The sequence below is a fragment of the Fictibacillus solisalsi genome (assembly GCF_900103485.1).
GTDB classification, from domain to species: domain Bacteria; phylum Bacillota; class Bacilli; order Bacillales; family Fictibacillaceae; genus Fictibacillus_C; species Fictibacillus_C solisalsi.
Window position 1 is genome coordinate 343,940 of the sequence record NZ_FNHW01000001.1, and the last position, 16,151, is coordinate 360,090.

Sequence of the window (16,151 nt, forward strand, 5' to 3'; positions counted from 1 at the left end):
GGAGTGAAGATGGAGAGAGGAAAGGTGTATCTGGTAGGAGCAGGACCCGGGGATCCGAAGCTGATCACGGTGCGTGGCCTGGAATGCATTAAGGAAGCGGACGTCATTGCCTATGACCGTCTGATCAACAAGGAACTGCTGGAATACAGCAAAAACGATTGCGAGCTGATCTTTTGCGGGAAGCTGCCCGGAAAGCATGAACTGATTCAGGAACAGATTCATGATCTCCTGGTGGAAAAGGCGCTGGAAGGAAAAGTCGTCACCCGGCTAAAAGGCGGGGATCCGTTTGTGTTCGGCCGTGGCGGGGAGGAAGCGGAAATCCTCGTACAGCATGAGATTCCATTTGAAATCGTACCTGGCATCACGTCCGGCATCGCTGCACCTGCTTATGCCGGCATCCCTGTCACCCACCGTGACCATGCGGGTTCCTTTACGATCGTAACAGGACACGGACGCAAGGAAAAGGGGCAGGATTTTATCAACTGGCGAGCGCTTGCCGAAGGAAGCGATACGATCTGTTTTTACATGGGTATCGGAAACCTGAAGCATATCTGTTCCGAGCTGATTGCACACGGAAAGCGTTCCGATACGCCGGCTGCAGTGATCGAATGGGGAACGACCGAAAATCAGCGGACCGTTACCGGAACTCTTGAAACCATATTGGAAAACGCCCAAAAAGAAAACATCACCCATCCGGCCATGGTTGTTGTCGGTGAAGTCGTAAGTATGCGCGAAAAGATCCGTTGGTTCGACCGGGTCGAAGCGGCGCTCACGAAGTAGGAGGGACAGATGACGCAAAAAGGGATGACTCTCGTCTATACGGGAGACGGAAAAGGCAAAACCACCGCCGCTCTCGGACTCGCTATCCGGGCCGCCGGAAGAGGAAAGAAGGTGGTGATGCTGCAGTTCATCAAATCACCTTCCCGCACGTATGGGGAGAAGCTGATGTTTGATAAGATCGGCATCGAGATGATTCAGACGGGTGTGGGGTTCACCTGGACAAAGACACCTGAGGAACACCGCACCGCGCTGAAAGCTGCCTGGCAGCTCGCTCGGGAAAAACTGTCCAGTGAGCAGTATGACATGGTCATTCTAGACGAGATCAACAATGCTCTGGCGATTGACAAATTTCCTGTCGATGATGTGCTGCCATTGCCGGAAGTCATTGCGGCACTGAAGAACCGTCCGGAAGGGATGCATGTGGTGCTCACCGGCCGCAGCGCCGGACAAGAGATCAAGGACCAGGCCGACCTGGTCACGGAAATGAAGCCGGTCAAACATTATTATGATGAAGGGATCGGCGCCATCAAAGGAATCGAATTTTAAAAAAAGCCGCCTCGGACGCAGGTGGCTTTTTTACTGTTCTCATAAAAATAAACCTCAATATTTTATCGATTTTTGTTTACAAAACGTTTATCGGGGTATTTTAGTCCCTGAGCAAAGATATCATTGATGAGGAGGAATTTACTATGAGTAAACAAGTCATCGGAGTATATGATTCTGAAGAGGCAGTCGTAACAGCGGTACAGCAACTACAAAACAAAGGGTACGACACGGATGATATCTCTGTCGTAACGAACCATGAACGCAACCATGATGCCATCGAAATGAGAACCGGAGCAGAAGTAGACAATCTTGCCGAATTAAACAAACAAGAAGAAACGCTATTTGATAAGATAAAAAATGCCTTTACAGATGATGAACCAAGAAGAGACAATACCAACCTGGGAGAACGCCTGGAGGATCTTGGCCTTCCAAGGTCTACGGCATCCTCTTATGCAACGGACGTGGAAGCAGGAAAAATTCTCCTGGTCGTGGATTCCGATGGAGAGATCAATGACTTGAACAGTGATGATCCATTAAATGATGCGGCAACAGGAGCCACAACAACAGGATACGGAACATCCACTGCGACAGCGGGTGACTTCAGAGATGATCTGACCGACAGGCCAAATGACCTGGGACGCGACGACTATGGCAACAATTTGGATGTCGACCGCGAACGGCCGATCGATTCCCGTGACAACGTCAACACAGACTTTGACAGCAGCCGGGATGATGAGCTTCTAAGAGGAAATCGGACGGAAACGAATGTCGGAACAGGTCTTGACCTGGACAACGATGACACGCTCGGTACACGTAATGATGTGGACGAAGAGCGCAGGATGAAGCTTAGAGAAGAGCAGCTGGAGATCAACAAAAAGCGCGAAACAACAGGTGAAGTGAACGTGAATAAAAATGTGATTGAGGAACATCAAAGTGTGGACGTTCCGGTGGAACACGAAGAAGTATATGTGGAACGCCGTCCGGTGAACGATACAGATGCCGTTGACGCAGGACCCATTGGCGATAACGAAGAAATTCGTGTCCCAGTGACCGAAGAGCGTCTTGAAGTCAACAAGAAACCTGTGGTTACAGAGGAAATTGTAGTAGGCAAAAAGAAAGTAACCGAGAACGAGCGAGTAGATGAAACCACTCGCCGTGAAGAAGCTGACATTGATGATGATGGAGCGCTCCGCTCAAGAAATGACGTTGCCAAGGCAGGCGGACTCGCCACCGACGATGAACTCTCTGAGAACGAACGCAGCCTCCGGGCGGATTCCGATCTCGCTGACCGTGATGCACGATTAGGCGCTGATCATGACTTAACAGGTGACACGACTTCAAGAAGTGGTGATGGCCTTACAGATGTCGACGATGAACTCAGAGACCGAACTCGCCGCACGAAGCGTAATTCTGATGATGATGGGTTGTTTTAAGAACAGTCAACTAAGTTAGTGAATTTCAAGAAGTAAAGCGTCTAAACCCTTAAAGTAGTTAGGGTTTAGACGCTTTTTTAATTTTAATTAGTAGTCTTCTATACGAAGGAATTAGTTTTTGAATTTCTTATCTGCAATAACGTGTCCACCCAGAAAATAAAGATAAAGTAAATTACTGCACAAAAGATTAGTAGCAGAATAGTCTGTTTTTTAAAAAATGATGGAGTAGGAAAAAAATATAAGGGAGGTAATTAAAAAATGCTTACCTAAAAACGTTCCTTTTTCATCCCTTTGTCATCTCCCTAACTAACTTGCATAACTGTACCCGAATTTGAAATGATATAGTCAGTTTTTAGAAAATAAAGAAGTAAAAGGAAAAAGAAGTATTGAAAAAAGCGTATCAGCATTCGCTGATACGCTTTTCTTCTATATTATATTCTGCACACCTGCACTGGGCAGTCCTCACAATTGCACATGTTCTTTAAATAATCCAAGTCCTTGATGATCATGCTGCCGTCCTTTGCCTGATCGAGGACTTTATCTTTCTTCAGCACACTGACCATCCGACTGACGGTTTCCCTTGAAGTTCCGACGAGTTCAGCCAGCTCTGTATTGGTCAGCTGAAGGGAAAGAATAATTCCTTCCTCCGTCATTTTCCCATACGAGTTGGCCAAACGGATGAGGGTAGAGCACAGTGCACCGTTCTTTCCGTACAGCATCAGGTCTCGAAGCTTGGAGCGTGTAATCTGGTGCATAAGGCTGGTCCAGCGGACAAACTCTACAGCCATCTCTCCATTGCTGCGCATCATCTCTTCCAGATCGGTCTGATGGATGACACCAACCGTGCTTTTCGTTGACGCTACAGCACTGAACGAGTGCTTCTCGTTACCGAGTGCGTTGAGTTCTCCAATCAAGTCCCCATTTTGGAAGATGGAGAGCACGAGCTCTTTGCCATCCTCGGTCATCTTCGTTCCTTTGATCATGCCTTCCTGGACAAAGTACAGCTTGTCGGCTGGTTCATTGTCCATAAATAGCATCGTTCCTTTATCTATTGTACATGTCATCATGATGTCTTCGAGCTTTTTTAACGTTGGTTCGGAGAAAAACTCTATTTGCTGAACGGCTTCTTTCCCGTGAGTTTTCATCATGTTCCCTCCAGTATCTGCCACATCTTAATCGTAGTATATCAAACAATCCTCACCAGTTGATGTGATATCTGTCACAGAGAAATGAATTTCAGGAGAATACAGTAAAGGTAGAAACCAGTCAAAAGGAGGAGTCCTGATGAAGAGCGTATTTGATCCAACGGTAGAGACCCGTAAGGTTGTCATGAAATGCCCAAGAGCCGGAGACCTTCTGAAGAATTACCGGATTGATTATGTACAAAACGGCAGTAAGCCAATTGGAGAGGCGATCAATGAACGGAGCTTAAACTCCATTGATGTGATGAATGAACTGAATACATTATATGAAAAGAACAGGGACAATCAGCGGGGTATGACGAAATGGGAAAAGCAAAAAGTGAACGCCTTGATCCAATATATTATCGACGCCCACCATTCGTATTTATATATGGTATTGCCGAAGCTGCAGAGTATGATTACAACCATCTTTAATAAGCACGTCGGCACCCATCCTGAACTGTCTCATGTTCACTACCTGTTCTCCATTCTGAAAATTGAATTGGAGCAGCACATCCTGATTGAGGAAGAACTTATCTTTCCAAAAATCTTGGCCTATGAAAAGAAGCCCACACTCAATGCTCTGATCGACATCAAGGAATTTGTGGAGGACCTGAAAAGGGAGCACGAACACATCAGCCAGTTCTTAAAGGATATGAGGGAATTCACGAATGATTATAAAGCACCCGATGATGCCTGTGAAACGTACCGGCTGGCTTATGTGAAATTGGATGAACTGGAGTCGGACCTGTTTCAGCATCTGCATTTGGAGAACAATCTGTTGTTTCCAAGAGTGATTGGCTGACTCTGTTGAAAGTTGGTATCCCTTCATGAATATGTGATAATGATGCTATATCCAATGGATATGGCATTTTTTGATAAGGAGAATGAGGGATGGCAGAAATTTGGGAATCCAGTTTTATCGAAAATCAAATGATGTGGGGATTCGAACCAGCAGACTCCGCAATCGCGGCAAAGGACTTTTTCCTTGAAAAGAACGTGAAGGATATATTGATACCTGGTATTGGATACGGCAGGAATGCGAAGGTTTTTATGGACAACGGCATAGATGTAACGGGAATTGAGATTTCAAAAACAGCGATTGAACTGGCTAGGGAAAATGGGCTGAACATGAATATTTTTCATGGTTCCGTCACCGATATGCCTTTTGACAGTAAACGTTATGACGGCATATTCTGTTACGCACTGATTCATTTATTGAATAAAGCTGAGCGGGAGAAGTTTATCCAAGATTGCTATAACCAGTTAATGCCAAACGGATATATGATCTTTATTTCGATTTCAAAAGAAGCCCCCATGTATGGAAAGGGCAAACAGCTGGGGAAAGATTACTTCGAGATCATGGAAGGCATGAAGATGTTCTTTTATGATACTGACTCAATCAAGCAAGAATTTGGAGAATACGGACTCGTGGAAGTTTCGGAAATTGTTGAGCCCCATAAGAATGCGGAAAACAAACCTCCATTCAAATTTACAATGATAACGTGTCAAAAGGGACATTATTAAAATAGTTAAAAGGAAGGTCTCCTGAACCTTCCTTTTTATTTTGCACTTATTTTCTTACTTATCTTTTTTACAGTTTAAATATGTTCGTTAACCCTTAAACCCCACCACCACATCATGATTATGCTTCTCCAGCAATCCTTTTGCCTCGTCCAGCTTCTGGCTGCGGAGGAGGTGGATGAGGAGGGAGTGTTCCTCGATGGATTTTTCGATGTTGCCTTCGTAGGAAAAGGAGATGCTCTGGATGGTGAGGAGCGGCGTGGTGAGCCGGTTGTACATGGTCTTAATCGTCTCGCTCTGGCTCATCTCGATGATGTATTTATGAAAGAGCTGGTTGAGCTGGGCGTAATTGCTCACGTCGCGTTCCTCCTGCATCGTGTCGAGGAGGCTGTTCATCTTTTTGATGATGGCCGGATCCACACCATGCTCCTTGATTCGTCTCATCGCCATAGATTCCAGCATGTTCCGGATCTCCAGCAAATCATAGATTTCATTGGGGGAGTAGTGCTTCACGACGGCTCCTTTTCTCGGAATCTTCTCCACAAGTCCTTCGATCGTTAAGAGGTAGATCGCTTCGCGGATTGGTGCGCGGCTGATGCCGAACTCTTCGGCGTACAGGTTCTCCACAAGTTTTTCCCCTGGCTTTAGTTCTCCTGTGATGATCTGGTGTGTAATTTTCTCGGCAATGCGGTTGGAAAGGGCGTGTTTATCGAATTCGGAAGTGGCCATGATATCTGCTCCTCACATTTTTTATAAAAGGGGTTGTCGACCGTTCTCTCTTCCTATACAATAAGCTTAATATTCAGAAAAATCAATAGGTAAAGCATCTAGAGCATGACCCGCCATGTTCAGTCATCCAGATTAATACACAAATTGTCGACAGTATCCATTATTTTGTTAGCGCTTTCAAAATATCAGGAGGTGTTTCAGTTGGTGATTTATGGTGTTGCATTGCTGGCAATCTGTACGTTGGTTGGTGCATTTGTGGGAGACATGCTTGGAATCGTGCTGGGAGTGGAATCGAATGTCGGCGGTGTCGGTGTCGGCATGCTGATGCTCGTTCTTATCGTGGATGCATTAAAGAAGAGAGGAAGGCTGGAGCTGAAAACAAGGGAAGGCTTGAATTTCTGGAGTTCAATGTACATCCCGATCGTGGTGGCAATGAGCGCCCAGCAGAATGTCGTGGCCGCCGTTAAGGGAGGTCCCGTTGCACTGATTGCAGGAGCCGGTGTGGTTGCCGTCAGTTTTCTGCTCGTACCGATATTGAGCAAGATCGGCCAGAAGCAGAGGAGTACTGAACAAGTAACGCCAGAATACAGGGAGGAGCCGGTACGATGATGGATACCCTCGTTTCTGTATTTAAGAACAATGGCCTCGTCCTCTCTTTTGCGCTGATCGGTGTTATCATGTATGTATCGTATTTTCTTTCAGACAAACTGACAAGAGGGCGCGTTCACGGATCGGCCATCGCCATCATCCTTGGGCTATTTGTTGCCTATCTTGGCGGAATCAACACAGGCGGCGAGAAGGGACTTTCTGATATTGGAATCTTTGCCGGCATTGGAATCATGGGAGGCGGAATGCTCAGGGATTTTGCTATTGTGTCGACCGCCTTTGGTGCCAGTTTTGACGAAATCAAAAAGGCAGGAGTCGGGGGCGTGATCTCCTTATTCCTCGGCGTTATTGTTTCGTTCGTGTTCGGGGTAATCATCGCCCTTGCATTCGGCTATACCGATGCGGTTAGTCTGACCACGATTGGGGCTGGAACGGTCACGTATATCGTCGGACCGGTGACAGGCAGCGCGATTGGCGCCAGTTCGGAAGTAATTGCGCTGTCGATTGCGGCGGGTCTCGTAAAATCGGTGCTTACCATGACGTTTACTCCGTTTGTGGCCAAGTATATCGGGCTGAATAATCCGCAGTCTGCTCTTGTGTTTGGCGGGCTGCTCGGGACCACAAGCGGTGTGACGGGCGGATTAGCGGCGACAGACCCAAAGCTCGTTCCGTACGGCGCGTTAACAGCCACCTTTTATACCGGCTTAGGCTGTCTGCTCGTGCCATCCCTTTTCTTTTTCGTCATGAAAGCTTTTTTCGCTTAAAACTTTAAACGAAATGGAGGGGATTCAGTGAGCATCGCTTTTCTTTTTCCCGGACAGGGTTCACAGGTTCCGGGAATGCTTCACGAATTACCCGATCACCCGGTGGTCCACCAAACGATGGCAGAAACGGGTGAGATCCTTGGAATGAATGTTCTTACGATCGATACCGAGGAAAAACTTCAATCCACAGTTTCTGTTCAGCTATGTTTACTGGTGTCGGAGGTGGCCGCAGCGAGAGTCCTTTTAGAGGAAGGCGTGAGACCGGATATGGCAGCAGGCCATTCTGTCGGTGCTTTTGCCGCTGCCGTCATCGCCGGTGCGATGGATTTTCCATCAGCAATAACTACCGTTAAACGCCGGGCGGAATTAATGGAACAAGCGTACCCGGAAGGCTATGGCATGGGTGTGGTTACTGGATTAAAGCAGGATAATATCATAAAGCTGACAGCGGACGAGTTCAGCAAAGACATGCCAGTTTATCCGGCCAATCTGAACGCTGAGGATCAGGTCACGCTGGCTGGGGACAAGCGGGGCATTGAGTTTATCCTGAGGCTGGCCAAACAGGAAGGGGCACGGAAAGCGTTTCTTTTGCCGGTAAGTGTTCCTTCCCATTGTGAACTCCTTCATGGAGTGTCAAAGGAGCTGACGGCTGAGCTGGACAAGATTCCGTTTAAAAACCCGTCTATTCCATGTTTAAGCAATTCAACGGCACGTGCGCTCAGAAAGGGTGAGGACATCCGGCACGATTTGGCGGTCAGCATCGCCCGGCCGGTCAAGTGGCACGAAGCGACGCTGCTTATGAAGGAGATGGGAGCGACTCTGTTTCTTGAAATGCCCCCGGGCAGGGTGCTCACTGATCTGGCGGGCGCCGCGCTTCCATCAGTCCGCTCCTTGTCGTTTGCGAGGAGCGGCATAAAGTCCGCTGTTTTATTAGGTAAAAGATATAGAAATGGTAGGGAGAGAATCATATGATAAACGAAGCTACCGAAGAACGTTCATGGACGACGAGAAGGGATAAAAAAGCGAAAAAGATTTTACAAGCAAGCCAGCTGGCGGAAGATAAAATTCTTCCGGCGGAAAAAATGGTGGAAGCTCTTGAAATGCTGATCTCTCCGGGAGACCGGGTGGTGCTCGAGGGAGACAACCAGAAACAGGCGTCCTTTTTGTCGCACGTGCTGACCCAGCTGGATCCCCAAAAGGTAAACCAGCTGCATATGATTATGTCCAGTATCTCCCGTCCGGAGCATCTGGATATTTTTGAATACGGCATTGCCGAAAAAATTGATTTTGCCTATGCCGGCCCGCAAAGCCTCCGGGTCGCTCAGATGCTGGAGGACGGGAAGCTGAAAATGGGTGAGATTCACACGTACTTGGAGCTGTTCGGCCGTTTGTTCATTGACCTCATTCCGAACGTCGCCCTGATAGCTGCAGATCAGGCGGACGTCAAGGGCAACCTGTACACAGGGGCCAACACGGAGGAAACGCCAACGATTGTCGAGGCTGCCGCCTTTAAGGACGGCATCGTCATCGCCCAGGTGAACGAACTGGTGGACGAGCTGCCGCGTGTCGATATCCCGGGCTCATGGATCGATTTTGTGGTGGCGGCGGATAAGCCGTATCAGTTGGAGCCGCTGTTCACCCGAGATCCCCGGCATATTACTGATCTTCAGGTATTAATGGCGATGATGACGATCCGCGGGGTGTATGAGCGCCATCAGGTTCAGTCCTTGAATCACGGGATCGGGTACAATACGGCGGCGATTGAGCTGTTGCTGCCAACGTATGGAGAGTCACTGGGTTTAAAAGGGAAGATCTGCAAGCACTGGGCACTTAACCCGCATCCGACGTTGATTCCTGCCATTGAGAGCGGCTGGGTGGAAAGCATCCATTGCTTCGGCGGGGAAGTCGGGATGGAACAGTATGTGGCGGCTCGTCCAGATGTCTTTTTTACTGGAAGAGACGGAAGTCTTCGCTCCAATCGGGCGATGTCTCAGGTGGCCGGCCAGTATGCGGTTGATCTGTTCGTCGGTTCCACCCTGCAGATGGACCGTGATGGCAACTCTTCAACGGTCACCTCGGGAAGGCTCGCAGGGTTTGGCGGAGCGCCGAACATGGGGCATGACCCGCGCGGGCGCCGGCATTCCACACCGGCATGGCTCGATATGAGAACGAGCAATGACGAGCTTGCACGGGGAAGAAAGCTTGTCGTTCAGATGGTGGAAACCTTCCAAAAAGGAAATGAGCCGGTGTTCGTGGAATCGATGGATGCAGTGAAGGTGGGACTGGATGCGAATCTGGCGACCGCTCCGATTATGATCTATGGCGATGATGTGACCCACGTGGTGACGGAAGAAGGGATCGCTTACCTCTATAAAAGCGACAGTGTGGAAGAACGCCGACAGGCGCTGTCAGCGGTGGCTGGCGTGACGCCGATCGGTCTGCAGCATGACACGAAACAGACCGCGGCTTTACGGAATAAGGGGCTTATAGCTTTTCCAGAAGATCTTGGTGTGAACCGGACAGAAGCCAAACGCTCTCTGCTCGCGGCAAAAAGTGTGGAAGAAATCGTCGACTGGTCCAAAGGGCTCTACAACCCGCCGGCAAGCTTCAGGAGCTGGTGATGGATCAAAAGAACATGGTGGCAGAAACCTTGGCAGAACTGGCAGTTCAGGCTTTATTGAATGAAGTGAACCTCACGCCAAAGCCGGGACTTGTTGATCAGGAGAACAACGGCGCACATTATGATCTGACACTGCAGTTGATGCACCGGTCGGCGGAGAGCTTGAGACCTGTTTTTGCTGAAATTGCGGAAGCTTCTTATGAGAGGGTACCGAGCCAGGAGTTGCGTGAAGAGATCGCAGCGATTGGAAGAAATGGTGAGCAGGTGATGCTAGGTATTACCGGTGGCGTCAACACCCACAAAGGGGCGATTTGGTCCTTGGGATTGCTGGTTTCAGCGGCTGCTAGTGATGCTAAATTATCTGATCCTGAATTTTTGGCAGAGCGGGCAGGCACAATTGCCCGTTTTCCAGACCGCTATTGTGCTGTTGCATCCACCAACGGCTCAAAAGTGAAAGCCGCCTATCAAGTGCCGGGAGCGAGGGGCGAGGCTCAATTGAATTTTCCGCATGTGTGCAAAGTGGGTTTGCCATTTTTACAAAACGCACGAGAGAAAGGAATTTCGGAAACCAACGCCAGGCTAGATACACTTTTGGCGATCATGAGTGAACTGGATGATACTTGCATCCTGCACAGGGGCGGCATGGAGGCCCTCGAAACCGTCAAAAACGGTGCAAATCAAGTGCTGGAAAGCGGGGGCACATCGACAACTGCAGGACGTCTCTCATTAATGAGACTGAACCAACGGATGATGGAGCGGTTTGTCTCCCCGGGAGGCAGTGCCGATCTGCTGGCCGCGGTGTTGTTTTTGGATGCCTTGCAAAAAGAGAGAAGCTTAAAAGGAGGAGTGGCAGTTGGAAACGTTACATTTTGAATATGACGCAAAGGAAGAATGCCACAAACGGGCGCATGTTGGTGTGGTCGCATCAGGTGACCTGGAAGTGCTGCTGGAGCCTTCATCCGATCAAAAAGCCAGCGTGACCATTCGGACAGGCAGTGAAGGGTTTGGAGACACATGGGATAAGGTATTGGAACGCTTTTTTGCATCCCATCCGGTAGCGGCAAACATTGAGATCAATGACTTTGGCGCGACACCCGGCGTCGTATCGATCCGTCTGGCACAGGCATTGGAGGTGAGCCGTAACCATGAACCTGCTTAAACTGAGTTTGGCCGAACTGAATGCAAGAGAGCGGGTACAGGCTTTGCTTGATGAAGGTACGTTCCATGAGCTGCTTGATCCGTTTCAGCGAGTGAAATCGCCTCACCTTGAGCCACAGGGAATCATCCCGCAAAATGATGACGGGGTCGTCATTGCCCAGGGAGAGATCGATGGCAAACGAACGCTTGTGATTTCTATAGAAGGCGCGTTTCAAGGCGGGGGAATTGGAGAAGTCTCGGGAAGCAAGATTGCCGGTGCGCTGGAGCTCGCCATAAAAGATAACCAGGAAGGCCGCACGATCTATCCGGTCATCCTGTTTGATACCGGCGGTGTACGTCTTCAGGAAGCGAACTATGGGCTGATGTCCATTGCGGAAATTGGCTCTGCCATTGTGGAACTGCGTGACTCGGTCCCTGTAATTGGAGTGATCCCTGGAAAAGTCGGCTGCTTTGGCGGCATGTCCATCACAGCCGGCCTTTGCTCGAAGCTCATTATGACGCGGGAAGGCCGCCTGGGCTTAAACGGGCCTGAAGTCATCGAGCAGGAAGCAGGACTCGAGGAATTCGATTCCACTGACCGGCCGCTGATTTGGGGAACAATCGGCGGGGAACAGCGAGTCGCTACTGGTTTTGCCGACATGATGGCAGACGATGATGTAGAGATCATAAAAGACGGTATCGTTTCGTTCATGCAGCGGGCAGAAGGAAAACCTAGAAGCGCACAGGTGGAAAAGTATCTTTCCCTCATCAAAGGTGTGGATCCGACAGCTGAATGGAGCCCGGCAAGTGCCAGGGATTTCATCAACCAGCAAGGTTCTGGGTCACCATCATTTGAGCCTGCACCATCATCTTCTGAGGAAGAAAAGCCGAGCAGGGGACGAACATGGTTTCAAGCGTTAACAGATAATCAGCCTTCCTTGAGCGAGGATGTACCTTCTGTTTTATGTGCGGATGCGAAGCTCGGAAATGAAACGGCCCGGTTCCTATCGATCGTACCGGATGTACACCACCGCTTTCCACGGGTCCTTCATGGGGAAGTCGGTCTTCTTGAAGGCTGGAGCATCGCTCGTTATGTTCGGGAATCAATGGAAGCCGATCAAGGCGGGACTCCTCGTCCGATTGTGGCTATCATTGATGTTCCAAGCCAGGCATACGGACATAAAGAAGAGCTTTTTGCGATCCATCAGGCGTGTGCGGCTGCAGTCAATGCGTATGCATCGGCAAGGCTGAATGGCCACCCGGTCATTGCCCTGATCGTCGGAAATGCAATTTCCGGGGCTTTCTTGTCCCACGGCTTCCAGGCGAACCGGATTTTGGCCCTCGATGATGTTGGAGTGAATGTGCATGCCATGTCCAAGCAATCGGCCGCCCGTGTTACACGCCGGACGATTGAGGAACTGGAAGAAGCCACGAAAAAAGTACCGGCCATGGCGTATGACATCCATTCCTTCAACAGTCTTGGAGCGCTCTCTTCACTGATCAGCGGAATCGATGCTGACTCACCTTCACAAGAAGAGGTGGAAGCCGTTCGAAAGAAACTCGAGGAAACGGTGGAAGACATTAGAGAAGGCGGACCAGATCTAAAGAACCGCCTAATCTCGGAAAATGCAGTAAATGGTGGGAGAAAAGCTTCAATCAAAGTGAGAAAAAAGCTGGCGGAACAATGGAAATAAGAACGCACGACCTCATTCGCGTTGACGACATTTCAAAACTGGTCTGTCTGACCGAGGTGCCGGAGTGGGTCGCCGGGGAACTCACCGATAAACCATTTGTTGTGGTCCGCAGGGCTGCAGCACTCGAGGGCAGGATACCGGTTGGCATCAGGGGAGAGACGCGCAGCCAGCGGTTCGGCTGTTTTTTACCTAGAGAAGAATGCTCCATGGTGATTACACCGGAACAGCTGACAGAGGAGAAGCCATGGAAACAGACCGATCGAAGACTTTCGATTGTGGCGATCGAGGTGCTTGATCGGGTGGACGAGTTAATGATGTCAGAAGAAATGATCTGGGGACCGACCGGAAGTGTTGGGTTTGAGCTTGCCTCCGGACTCGATACTGCCCATGTTGGCAGTGATCTGGATCTCGTTATTCGTAGTGACCAACCGCTGCCGATGGAAAAGGCAAAGAGATTGATTCAGGAACTCAGCCAGTTTCCTGTGCATATTGATGTTCAATTGGAAACGGGAAAGGGCGCCTGCTCGCTGGCTGAATATTCCCGAGGACAGGAATCCCTGCTTTTGAAAACGGAGAACGGTCCGATGCTCGTAAAGGATCCATGGACTGAACAATAAAAAAAGGCTGCGACCTACAGTCGCAGCCTTTTTCTTTATTACGTATTGCTTTGCGTTAAAAAAGATAAGAATACGTAGGATCCCCGTAGGTAAGAATACCATCGTCCTTGAACCCGAACCTTTTATAAAAGGATTGTGCTGACAAGTTCTCTGTATGGACCGTCAGGCGCAGACGGCGGGCGGGGGGATGCTGCTGCTTCAGCTTTTTGATGACTTCATTTAATGCCTGTGCCCCAAAGCCGCTTCGCTGGAACCGTTTATCGATAAAAAAGTGAAAGATCCAATAATCGTCCTGACTTTCCGGCGTATAATGAAGGTTCAAAAATCCGACTAACTCGTCGCCGTTATAGATGCCATAGGGCTCAACCACCCGGTTCTCCGGCCGGATGTAAGCTTTCGCAAGCGCCATGGCAACCGGCGGGGTAGCCGATGAAACAAACCTTGCCTGATGGGGATGCACGGAAAGCTCCAATGCTTCCCGCCAGTTTTCTGAATCAATTTCGATAAGCTGAATCAAAGACATAAATCCTCCTTAGCATTTACAAACCATCAGGCAGTTGCCGTCCGGGTCCTGAAAATTAAAATAGTGTCCATGCTGAATCTCGGTTAATCCATCTACATTCTTGTTTAACATATAAGCATGGGCTTCTTCAATATGAAGAGTATTGAAGTGGAACAACGGTGTTTTTGCAATATTGTCGGGTGAGTAAATCTTGCTGTCCAATACAATTCCCGAACCTTTCATCGGAAGAACATAAATATGGCCAAACTGTACTTCATCATCTGCCGGCACACCCAATAGATCGCAGTACCAATCCCGTGCACGTTCAATGTTGCTTACAGGAATAAAAACCGTTCCAATTTCGTTTAATACAGGGCTGTTCATATAAAATCCTCCTGACTTGGTAGCTTCCAATCTATTACATTCCTCATTTCGTCCGGTAATCCTCCTGCAGGTTATTATATAATCGAAGTATCATCATTTAACAAAGAATACGAAGGAGCTGCATATGACGATCATCGACAAATTAAAACTATCAAAGTACCAGAACATGGCTGTCGTTAATCAGCCAGAGGATTATGATGTGTTCACCAATCAGCCTACTGAGATTACAAAAGAGCATGATGCCATTTTTATTTTTGTTGAAACGTTGGAGGAGATGGTGAAGCATATGGAAGCCATCATTCAACAGGAACCATTAACCGAGAAGGGATATCTCTTTTTTGCTTATCCGAAAAAGGGGAACAAGCGATATTCAACGTTTGTCCACAGGGATGAACTATTTCCGGCAATGAATGTCGGTGAGGACGGTTATGTAGGGAGCAGTGATATCAAATTTGCACGGATGGTCAGTATGGATGAGGTTTTTACGGTTGTTGGATTGAAGCGGGAGAAAAAGAAAAACGCAAAGTCCAAAGCAAGCCAATCGGTTTCGGAATACGAACAGTATGTGAAAGATATTGAGCAATTGCTCGCTAGCCATCCAAAGGAACTGGACTTTTATCAAAGCTTGACCCCGGGCTACCAAAAAGATTGGGCACGGTATATCTTTTCAGCGAAGCAGGAGCAGACCCGGAATAAGCGTTGCCTTCAAATGGTCGATATCCTTTCGAAAGGGTACAAATCGCTGGACCTGTTCAGGCAGAATAAGAAGTAAGCAAGATATTATATTTTTCTGATAATCCAGCGTATAATGTGACATTAAAAAGGGATATGGGGAGAAGAGAAGATGAAGGGGTTGCGTATCGCCAGGCTTATATTCGGTCTTTTTTTGTTTGCGCTGGGTTCGGTGTTTGTCATGAAAGGCAATTTGGGCTTTGGTCCGTGGGAGGTATTTCAGGCGGGGCTTACCCATTGGATGCCTCTCACGATCGGGCAGGCGACGGTCCTTGTAAGCGTCGTTATCGTGCTGCTGATTATACTTTTGAAAGAAAAGATCGGCATCGGGACGCTTGCGAACATGGCGCTGATCGGTGTATTTATGGATTTTATATTATGGACGAATCTGCTTCCAAAGGCGAACGGCCTTCCGGGCAGTCTGGGATTTGTGGTGCTCGGGCTGTTCACTACGGCGCTCGGCAGTTATTTTTACATAGGTTCAGGCTTTGGGGCGGGCCCCCGTGATTCGCTCATGGTCTCGATCCGCAGGAGAACCGGACTTCCAATCGGGGTATGCCGATCATCGCTGGAATGCTCGATCGCTGTTATCGGATGGCTGCTCGGCGGTCCATTGGGGCCGGGAACCGTGATCACCGCTTTTGGTCTCGGATTGTTTGTCCAGCTCGTCTTTCGGATGTTTGCCTTTGAAATCACCGCTGTAAACCATGAAAATTTGAGGGAAACGTTTAAAGTTTAATAGGAATAGTGTTAAAGCCTCTGCCCAAAAAGGGAGAGGCTTTTCTATTTGGTGATAATTGAGCGAAACTTGATGGGAATTGAGCGGAACTGAGAGTTGATTGAGCATAATTTTAAATAATTGGGCACAATTAGATGATAATTAAGCATAACTGAAGATTCAG

At 48.7% G+C, this 16,151-nt stretch carries 19 protein-coding genes; 15 read left to right on the top strand and 4 right to left on the bottom strand.

Annotated features, from left to right (window positions below):
* Positions 1 to 9: 9 nt before the first annotated feature.
* The 3 genes from cobA (at position 10) to BLT53_RS01760 (ending at position 2,759) form a co-directional block, all read left to right on the top strand.
* Positions 10 to 780, top strand: coding sequence for a uroporphyrinogen-III C-methyltransferase (gene cobA / locus BLT53_RS01750; RefSeq protein WP_090232313.1), 771 nt, complete (start codon positions 10 to 12; stop codon positions 778 to 780).
* A gap of 9 nt (positions 781 to 789) precedes the next feature.
* Positions 790 to 1,326 carry a cob(I)yrinic acid a,c-diamide adenosyltransferase gene (gene cobO / locus BLT53_RS01755; protein WP_090232314.1) on the top strand — a complete coding sequence of 179 codons (537 nt, stop codon included), beginning with the start codon at positions 790 to 792 and terminating at the stop codon, positions 1,324 to 1,326.
* A gap of 143 nt (positions 1,327 to 1,469) precedes the next feature.
* A complete protein-coding gene (locus BLT53_RS01760) occupies positions 1,470 to 2,759 on the top strand; it encodes a YsnF/AvaK domain-containing protein (RefSeq protein ID WP_090232317.1) in 1,290 nt (429 codons plus the stop codon).
* Positions 2,760 to 3,190: 431 nt separating this feature from the next.
* Here the strand turns inward: BLT53_RS01760 and BLT53_RS01765 are convergent, their stop codons facing one another.
* Positions 3,191 to 3,904, bottom strand: coding sequence for a Crp/Fnr family transcriptional regulator (locus tag BLT53_RS01765; RefSeq protein ID WP_170834194.1), 714 nt, complete (start codon positions 3,902 to 3,904; stop codon positions 3,191 to 3,193).
* Between the two features lie 139 nt (positions 3,905 to 4,043).
* Here BLT53_RS01765 and ric point away from each other — a divergent pair, with 139 nt between their 5' ends.
* Entirely contained in the window at positions 4,044 to 4,745 is a 702-nt protein-coding gene (gene ric, locus BLT53_RS01770; RefSeq protein ID WP_090232320.1) for an iron-sulfur cluster repair di-iron protein, read from the top strand.
* A gap of 89 nt (positions 4,746 to 4,834) precedes the next feature.
* Entirely contained in the window at positions 4,835 to 5,467 is a 633-nt protein-coding gene (locus tag BLT53_RS01775) for a class I SAM-dependent methyltransferase (RefSeq protein ID WP_090232322.1), read from the top strand.
* Between the two features lie 87 nt (positions 5,468 to 5,554).
* Here BLT53_RS01775 and BLT53_RS01780 read toward each other — a convergent pair whose 3' ends face one another.
* The gene (locus BLT53_RS01780; protein ID WP_090232323.1) at positions 5,555 to 6,193 is read right to left on the bottom strand and encodes a GntR family transcriptional regulator; all 639 of its coding nucleotides are present in this window, start codon (positions 6,191 to 6,193) and stop codon (positions 5,555 to 5,557) included.
* A gap of 201 nt (positions 6,194 to 6,394) precedes the next feature.
* Here BLT53_RS01780 and madL point away from each other — a divergent pair, with 201 nt between their 5' ends.
* The 8 genes from madL to BLT53_RS01820 are packed head-to-tail and all read left to right on the top strand — an operon-like array spanning position 6,395 to position 13,631.
* Positions 6,395 to 6,802: a malonate transporter subunit MadL gene (madL, locus tag BLT53_RS01785; protein ID WP_090232325.1), complete on the top strand. Its 408-nt coding sequence runs from the start codon at positions 6,395 to 6,397 to the stop codon at positions 6,800 to 6,802.
* The gene (gene madM, locus BLT53_RS01790) at positions 6,799 to 7,563 is read left to right on the top strand and encodes a malonate transporter subunit MadM (RefSeq protein WP_090232326.1); all 765 of its coding nucleotides are present in this window, start codon (positions 6,799 to 6,801) and stop codon (positions 7,561 to 7,563) included. The genes madL and madM overlap by 4 nt, the downstream gene beginning before the upstream one ends.
* 27 nt (positions 7,564 to 7,590) lie before the next feature.
* On the top strand, positions 7,591 to 8,535 hold the full coding sequence (gene mdcH / locus BLT53_RS01795) for a malonate decarboxylase subunit epsilon (protein WP_090232328.1): 945 nt from the start codon (positions 7,591 to 7,593) through the stop codon (positions 8,533 to 8,535).
* On the top strand, positions 8,532 to 10,184 hold the full coding sequence (mdcA, locus tag BLT53_RS01800; protein ID WP_170834195.1) for a malonate decarboxylase subunit alpha: 1,653 nt from the start codon (positions 8,532 to 8,534) through the stop codon (positions 10,182 to 10,184). Before mdcH ends, mdcA begins: the two co-directional genes overlap by 4 nt.
* On the top strand, positions 10,184 to 11,056 hold the full coding sequence (locus BLT53_RS01805) for a triphosphoribosyl-dephospho-CoA synthase (protein WP_090232329.1): 873 nt from the start codon (positions 10,184 to 10,186) through the stop codon (positions 11,054 to 11,056). Before mdcA ends, BLT53_RS01805 begins: the two co-directional genes overlap by 1 nt.
* On the top strand, positions 11,037 to 11,342 hold the full coding sequence (locus BLT53_RS01810) for a malonate decarboxylase subunit delta (protein WP_090232331.1): 306 nt from the start codon (positions 11,037 to 11,039) through the stop codon (positions 11,340 to 11,342). The genes BLT53_RS01805 and BLT53_RS01810 overlap by 20 nt, the downstream gene beginning before the upstream one ends.
* Positions 11,329 to 13,014 carry a biotin-independent malonate decarboxylase subunit beta gene (locus BLT53_RS01815; RefSeq protein WP_090232333.1) on the top strand — a complete coding sequence of 562 codons (1,686 nt, stop codon included), beginning with the start codon at positions 11,329 to 11,331 and terminating at the stop codon, positions 13,012 to 13,014. The genes BLT53_RS01810 and BLT53_RS01815 overlap by 14 nt, the downstream gene beginning before the upstream one ends.
* Positions 13,005 to 13,631 carry a malonate decarboxylase holo-ACP synthase gene (locus BLT53_RS01820; protein ID WP_090232335.1) on the top strand — a complete coding sequence of 209 codons (627 nt, stop codon included), beginning with the start codon at positions 13,005 to 13,007 and terminating at the stop codon, positions 13,629 to 13,631. Before BLT53_RS01815 ends, BLT53_RS01820 begins: the two co-directional genes overlap by 10 nt.
* A gap of 55 nt (positions 13,632 to 13,686) precedes the next feature.
* On the opposite strand, the gene BLT53_RS01825 is transcribed toward BLT53_RS01820, so the two are convergent.
* The gene (locus BLT53_RS01825) at positions 13,687 to 14,154 is read right to left on the bottom strand and encodes a GNAT family N-acetyltransferase (RefSeq protein WP_090232337.1); all 468 of its coding nucleotides are present in this window, start codon (positions 14,152 to 14,154) and stop codon (positions 13,687 to 13,689) included.
* Between the two features lie 9 nt (positions 14,155 to 14,163).
* On the bottom strand, positions 14,164 to 14,517 hold the full coding sequence (locus BLT53_RS01830; protein ID WP_090232339.1) for a VOC family protein: 354 nt from the start codon (positions 14,515 to 14,517) through the stop codon (positions 14,164 to 14,166).
* Positions 14,518 to 14,641: 124 nt separating this feature from the next.
* Between BLT53_RS01830 and BLT53_RS01835 the strand changes: the two genes are divergently transcribed.
* On the top strand, positions 14,642 to 15,289 hold the full coding sequence (locus BLT53_RS01835) for a YdeI/OmpD-associated family protein (RefSeq protein ID WP_090232340.1): 648 nt from the start codon (positions 14,642 to 14,644) through the stop codon (positions 15,287 to 15,289).
* Between the two features lie 72 nt (positions 15,290 to 15,361).
* On the top strand, positions 15,362 to 15,988 hold the full coding sequence (locus BLT53_RS01840) for a YczE/YyaS/YitT family protein (protein WP_090232342.1): 627 nt from the start codon (positions 15,362 to 15,364) through the stop codon (positions 15,986 to 15,988).
* The last annotated feature ends 163 nt before the right edge of the window (positions 15,989 to 16,151 follow it).

Excerpts from the sequence above, each read along its gene's own strand:
- cobA (WP_090232313.1), top strand. The coding sequence starts at position 10 with ATGGAGAGAGGAAAGGTGTATCTGGTAGGAGCAGGACCCGGGGATCCG.
- cobO (WP_090232314.1), top strand. The coding sequence starts at position 790 with ATGACGCAAAAAGGGATGACTCTCGTCTATACGGGAGACGGAAAAGGC.
- BLT53_RS01760 (WP_090232317.1), top strand. The coding sequence starts at position 1,470 with ATGAGTAAACAAGTCATCGGAGTATATGATTCTGAAGAGGCAGTCGTA.
- BLT53_RS01765 (WP_170834194.1), bottom strand. The coding sequence starts at position 3,904 with ATGAAAACTCACGGGAAAGAAGCCGTTCAGCAAATAGAGTTTTTCTCC.
- ric (WP_090232320.1), top strand. The coding sequence starts at position 4,044 with ATGAAGAGCGTATTTGATCCAACGGTAGAGACCCGTAAGGTTGTCATG.
- BLT53_RS01775 (WP_090232322.1), top strand. The coding sequence starts at position 4,835 with ATGGCAGAAATTTGGGAATCCAGTTTTATCGAAAATCAAATGATGTGG.
- BLT53_RS01780 (WP_090232323.1), bottom strand. The coding sequence starts at position 6,193 with ATGGCCACTTCCGAATTCGATAAACACGCCCTTTCCAACCGCATTGCC.
- madM (WP_090232326.1), top strand. The coding sequence starts at position 6,799 with ATGATGGATACCCTCGTTTCTGTATTTAAGAACAATGGCCTCGTCCTC.
- mdcA (WP_170834195.1), top strand. The coding sequence starts at position 8,532 with ATGATAAACGAAGCTACCGAAGAACGTTCATGGACGACGAGAAGGGAT.
- BLT53_RS01805 (WP_090232329.1), top strand. The coding sequence starts at position 10,184 with ATGGATCAAAAGAACATGGTGGCAGAAACCTTGGCAGAACTGGCAGTT.
- BLT53_RS01815 (WP_090232333.1), top strand. The coding sequence starts at position 11,329 with ATGAACCTGCTTAAACTGAGTTTGGCCGAACTGAATGCAAGAGAGCGG.
- BLT53_RS01820 (WP_090232335.1), top strand. The coding sequence starts at position 13,005 with ATGGAAATAAGAACGCACGACCTCATTCGCGTTGACGACATTTCAAAA.
- BLT53_RS01825 (WP_090232337.1), bottom strand. The coding sequence starts at position 14,154 with ATGTCTTTGATTCAGCTTATCGAAATTGATTCAGAAAACTGGCGGGAA.
- BLT53_RS01830 (WP_090232339.1), bottom strand. The coding sequence starts at position 14,517 with ATGAACAGCCCTGTATTAAACGAAATTGGAACGGTTTTTATTCCTGTA.
- BLT53_RS01835 (WP_090232340.1), top strand. The coding sequence starts at position 14,642 with ATGACGATCATCGACAAATTAAAACTATCAAAGTACCAGAACATGGCT.
- BLT53_RS01840 (WP_090232342.1), top strand. The coding sequence starts at position 15,362 with ATGAAGGGGTTGCGTATCGCCAGGCTTATATTCGGTCTTTTTTTGTTT.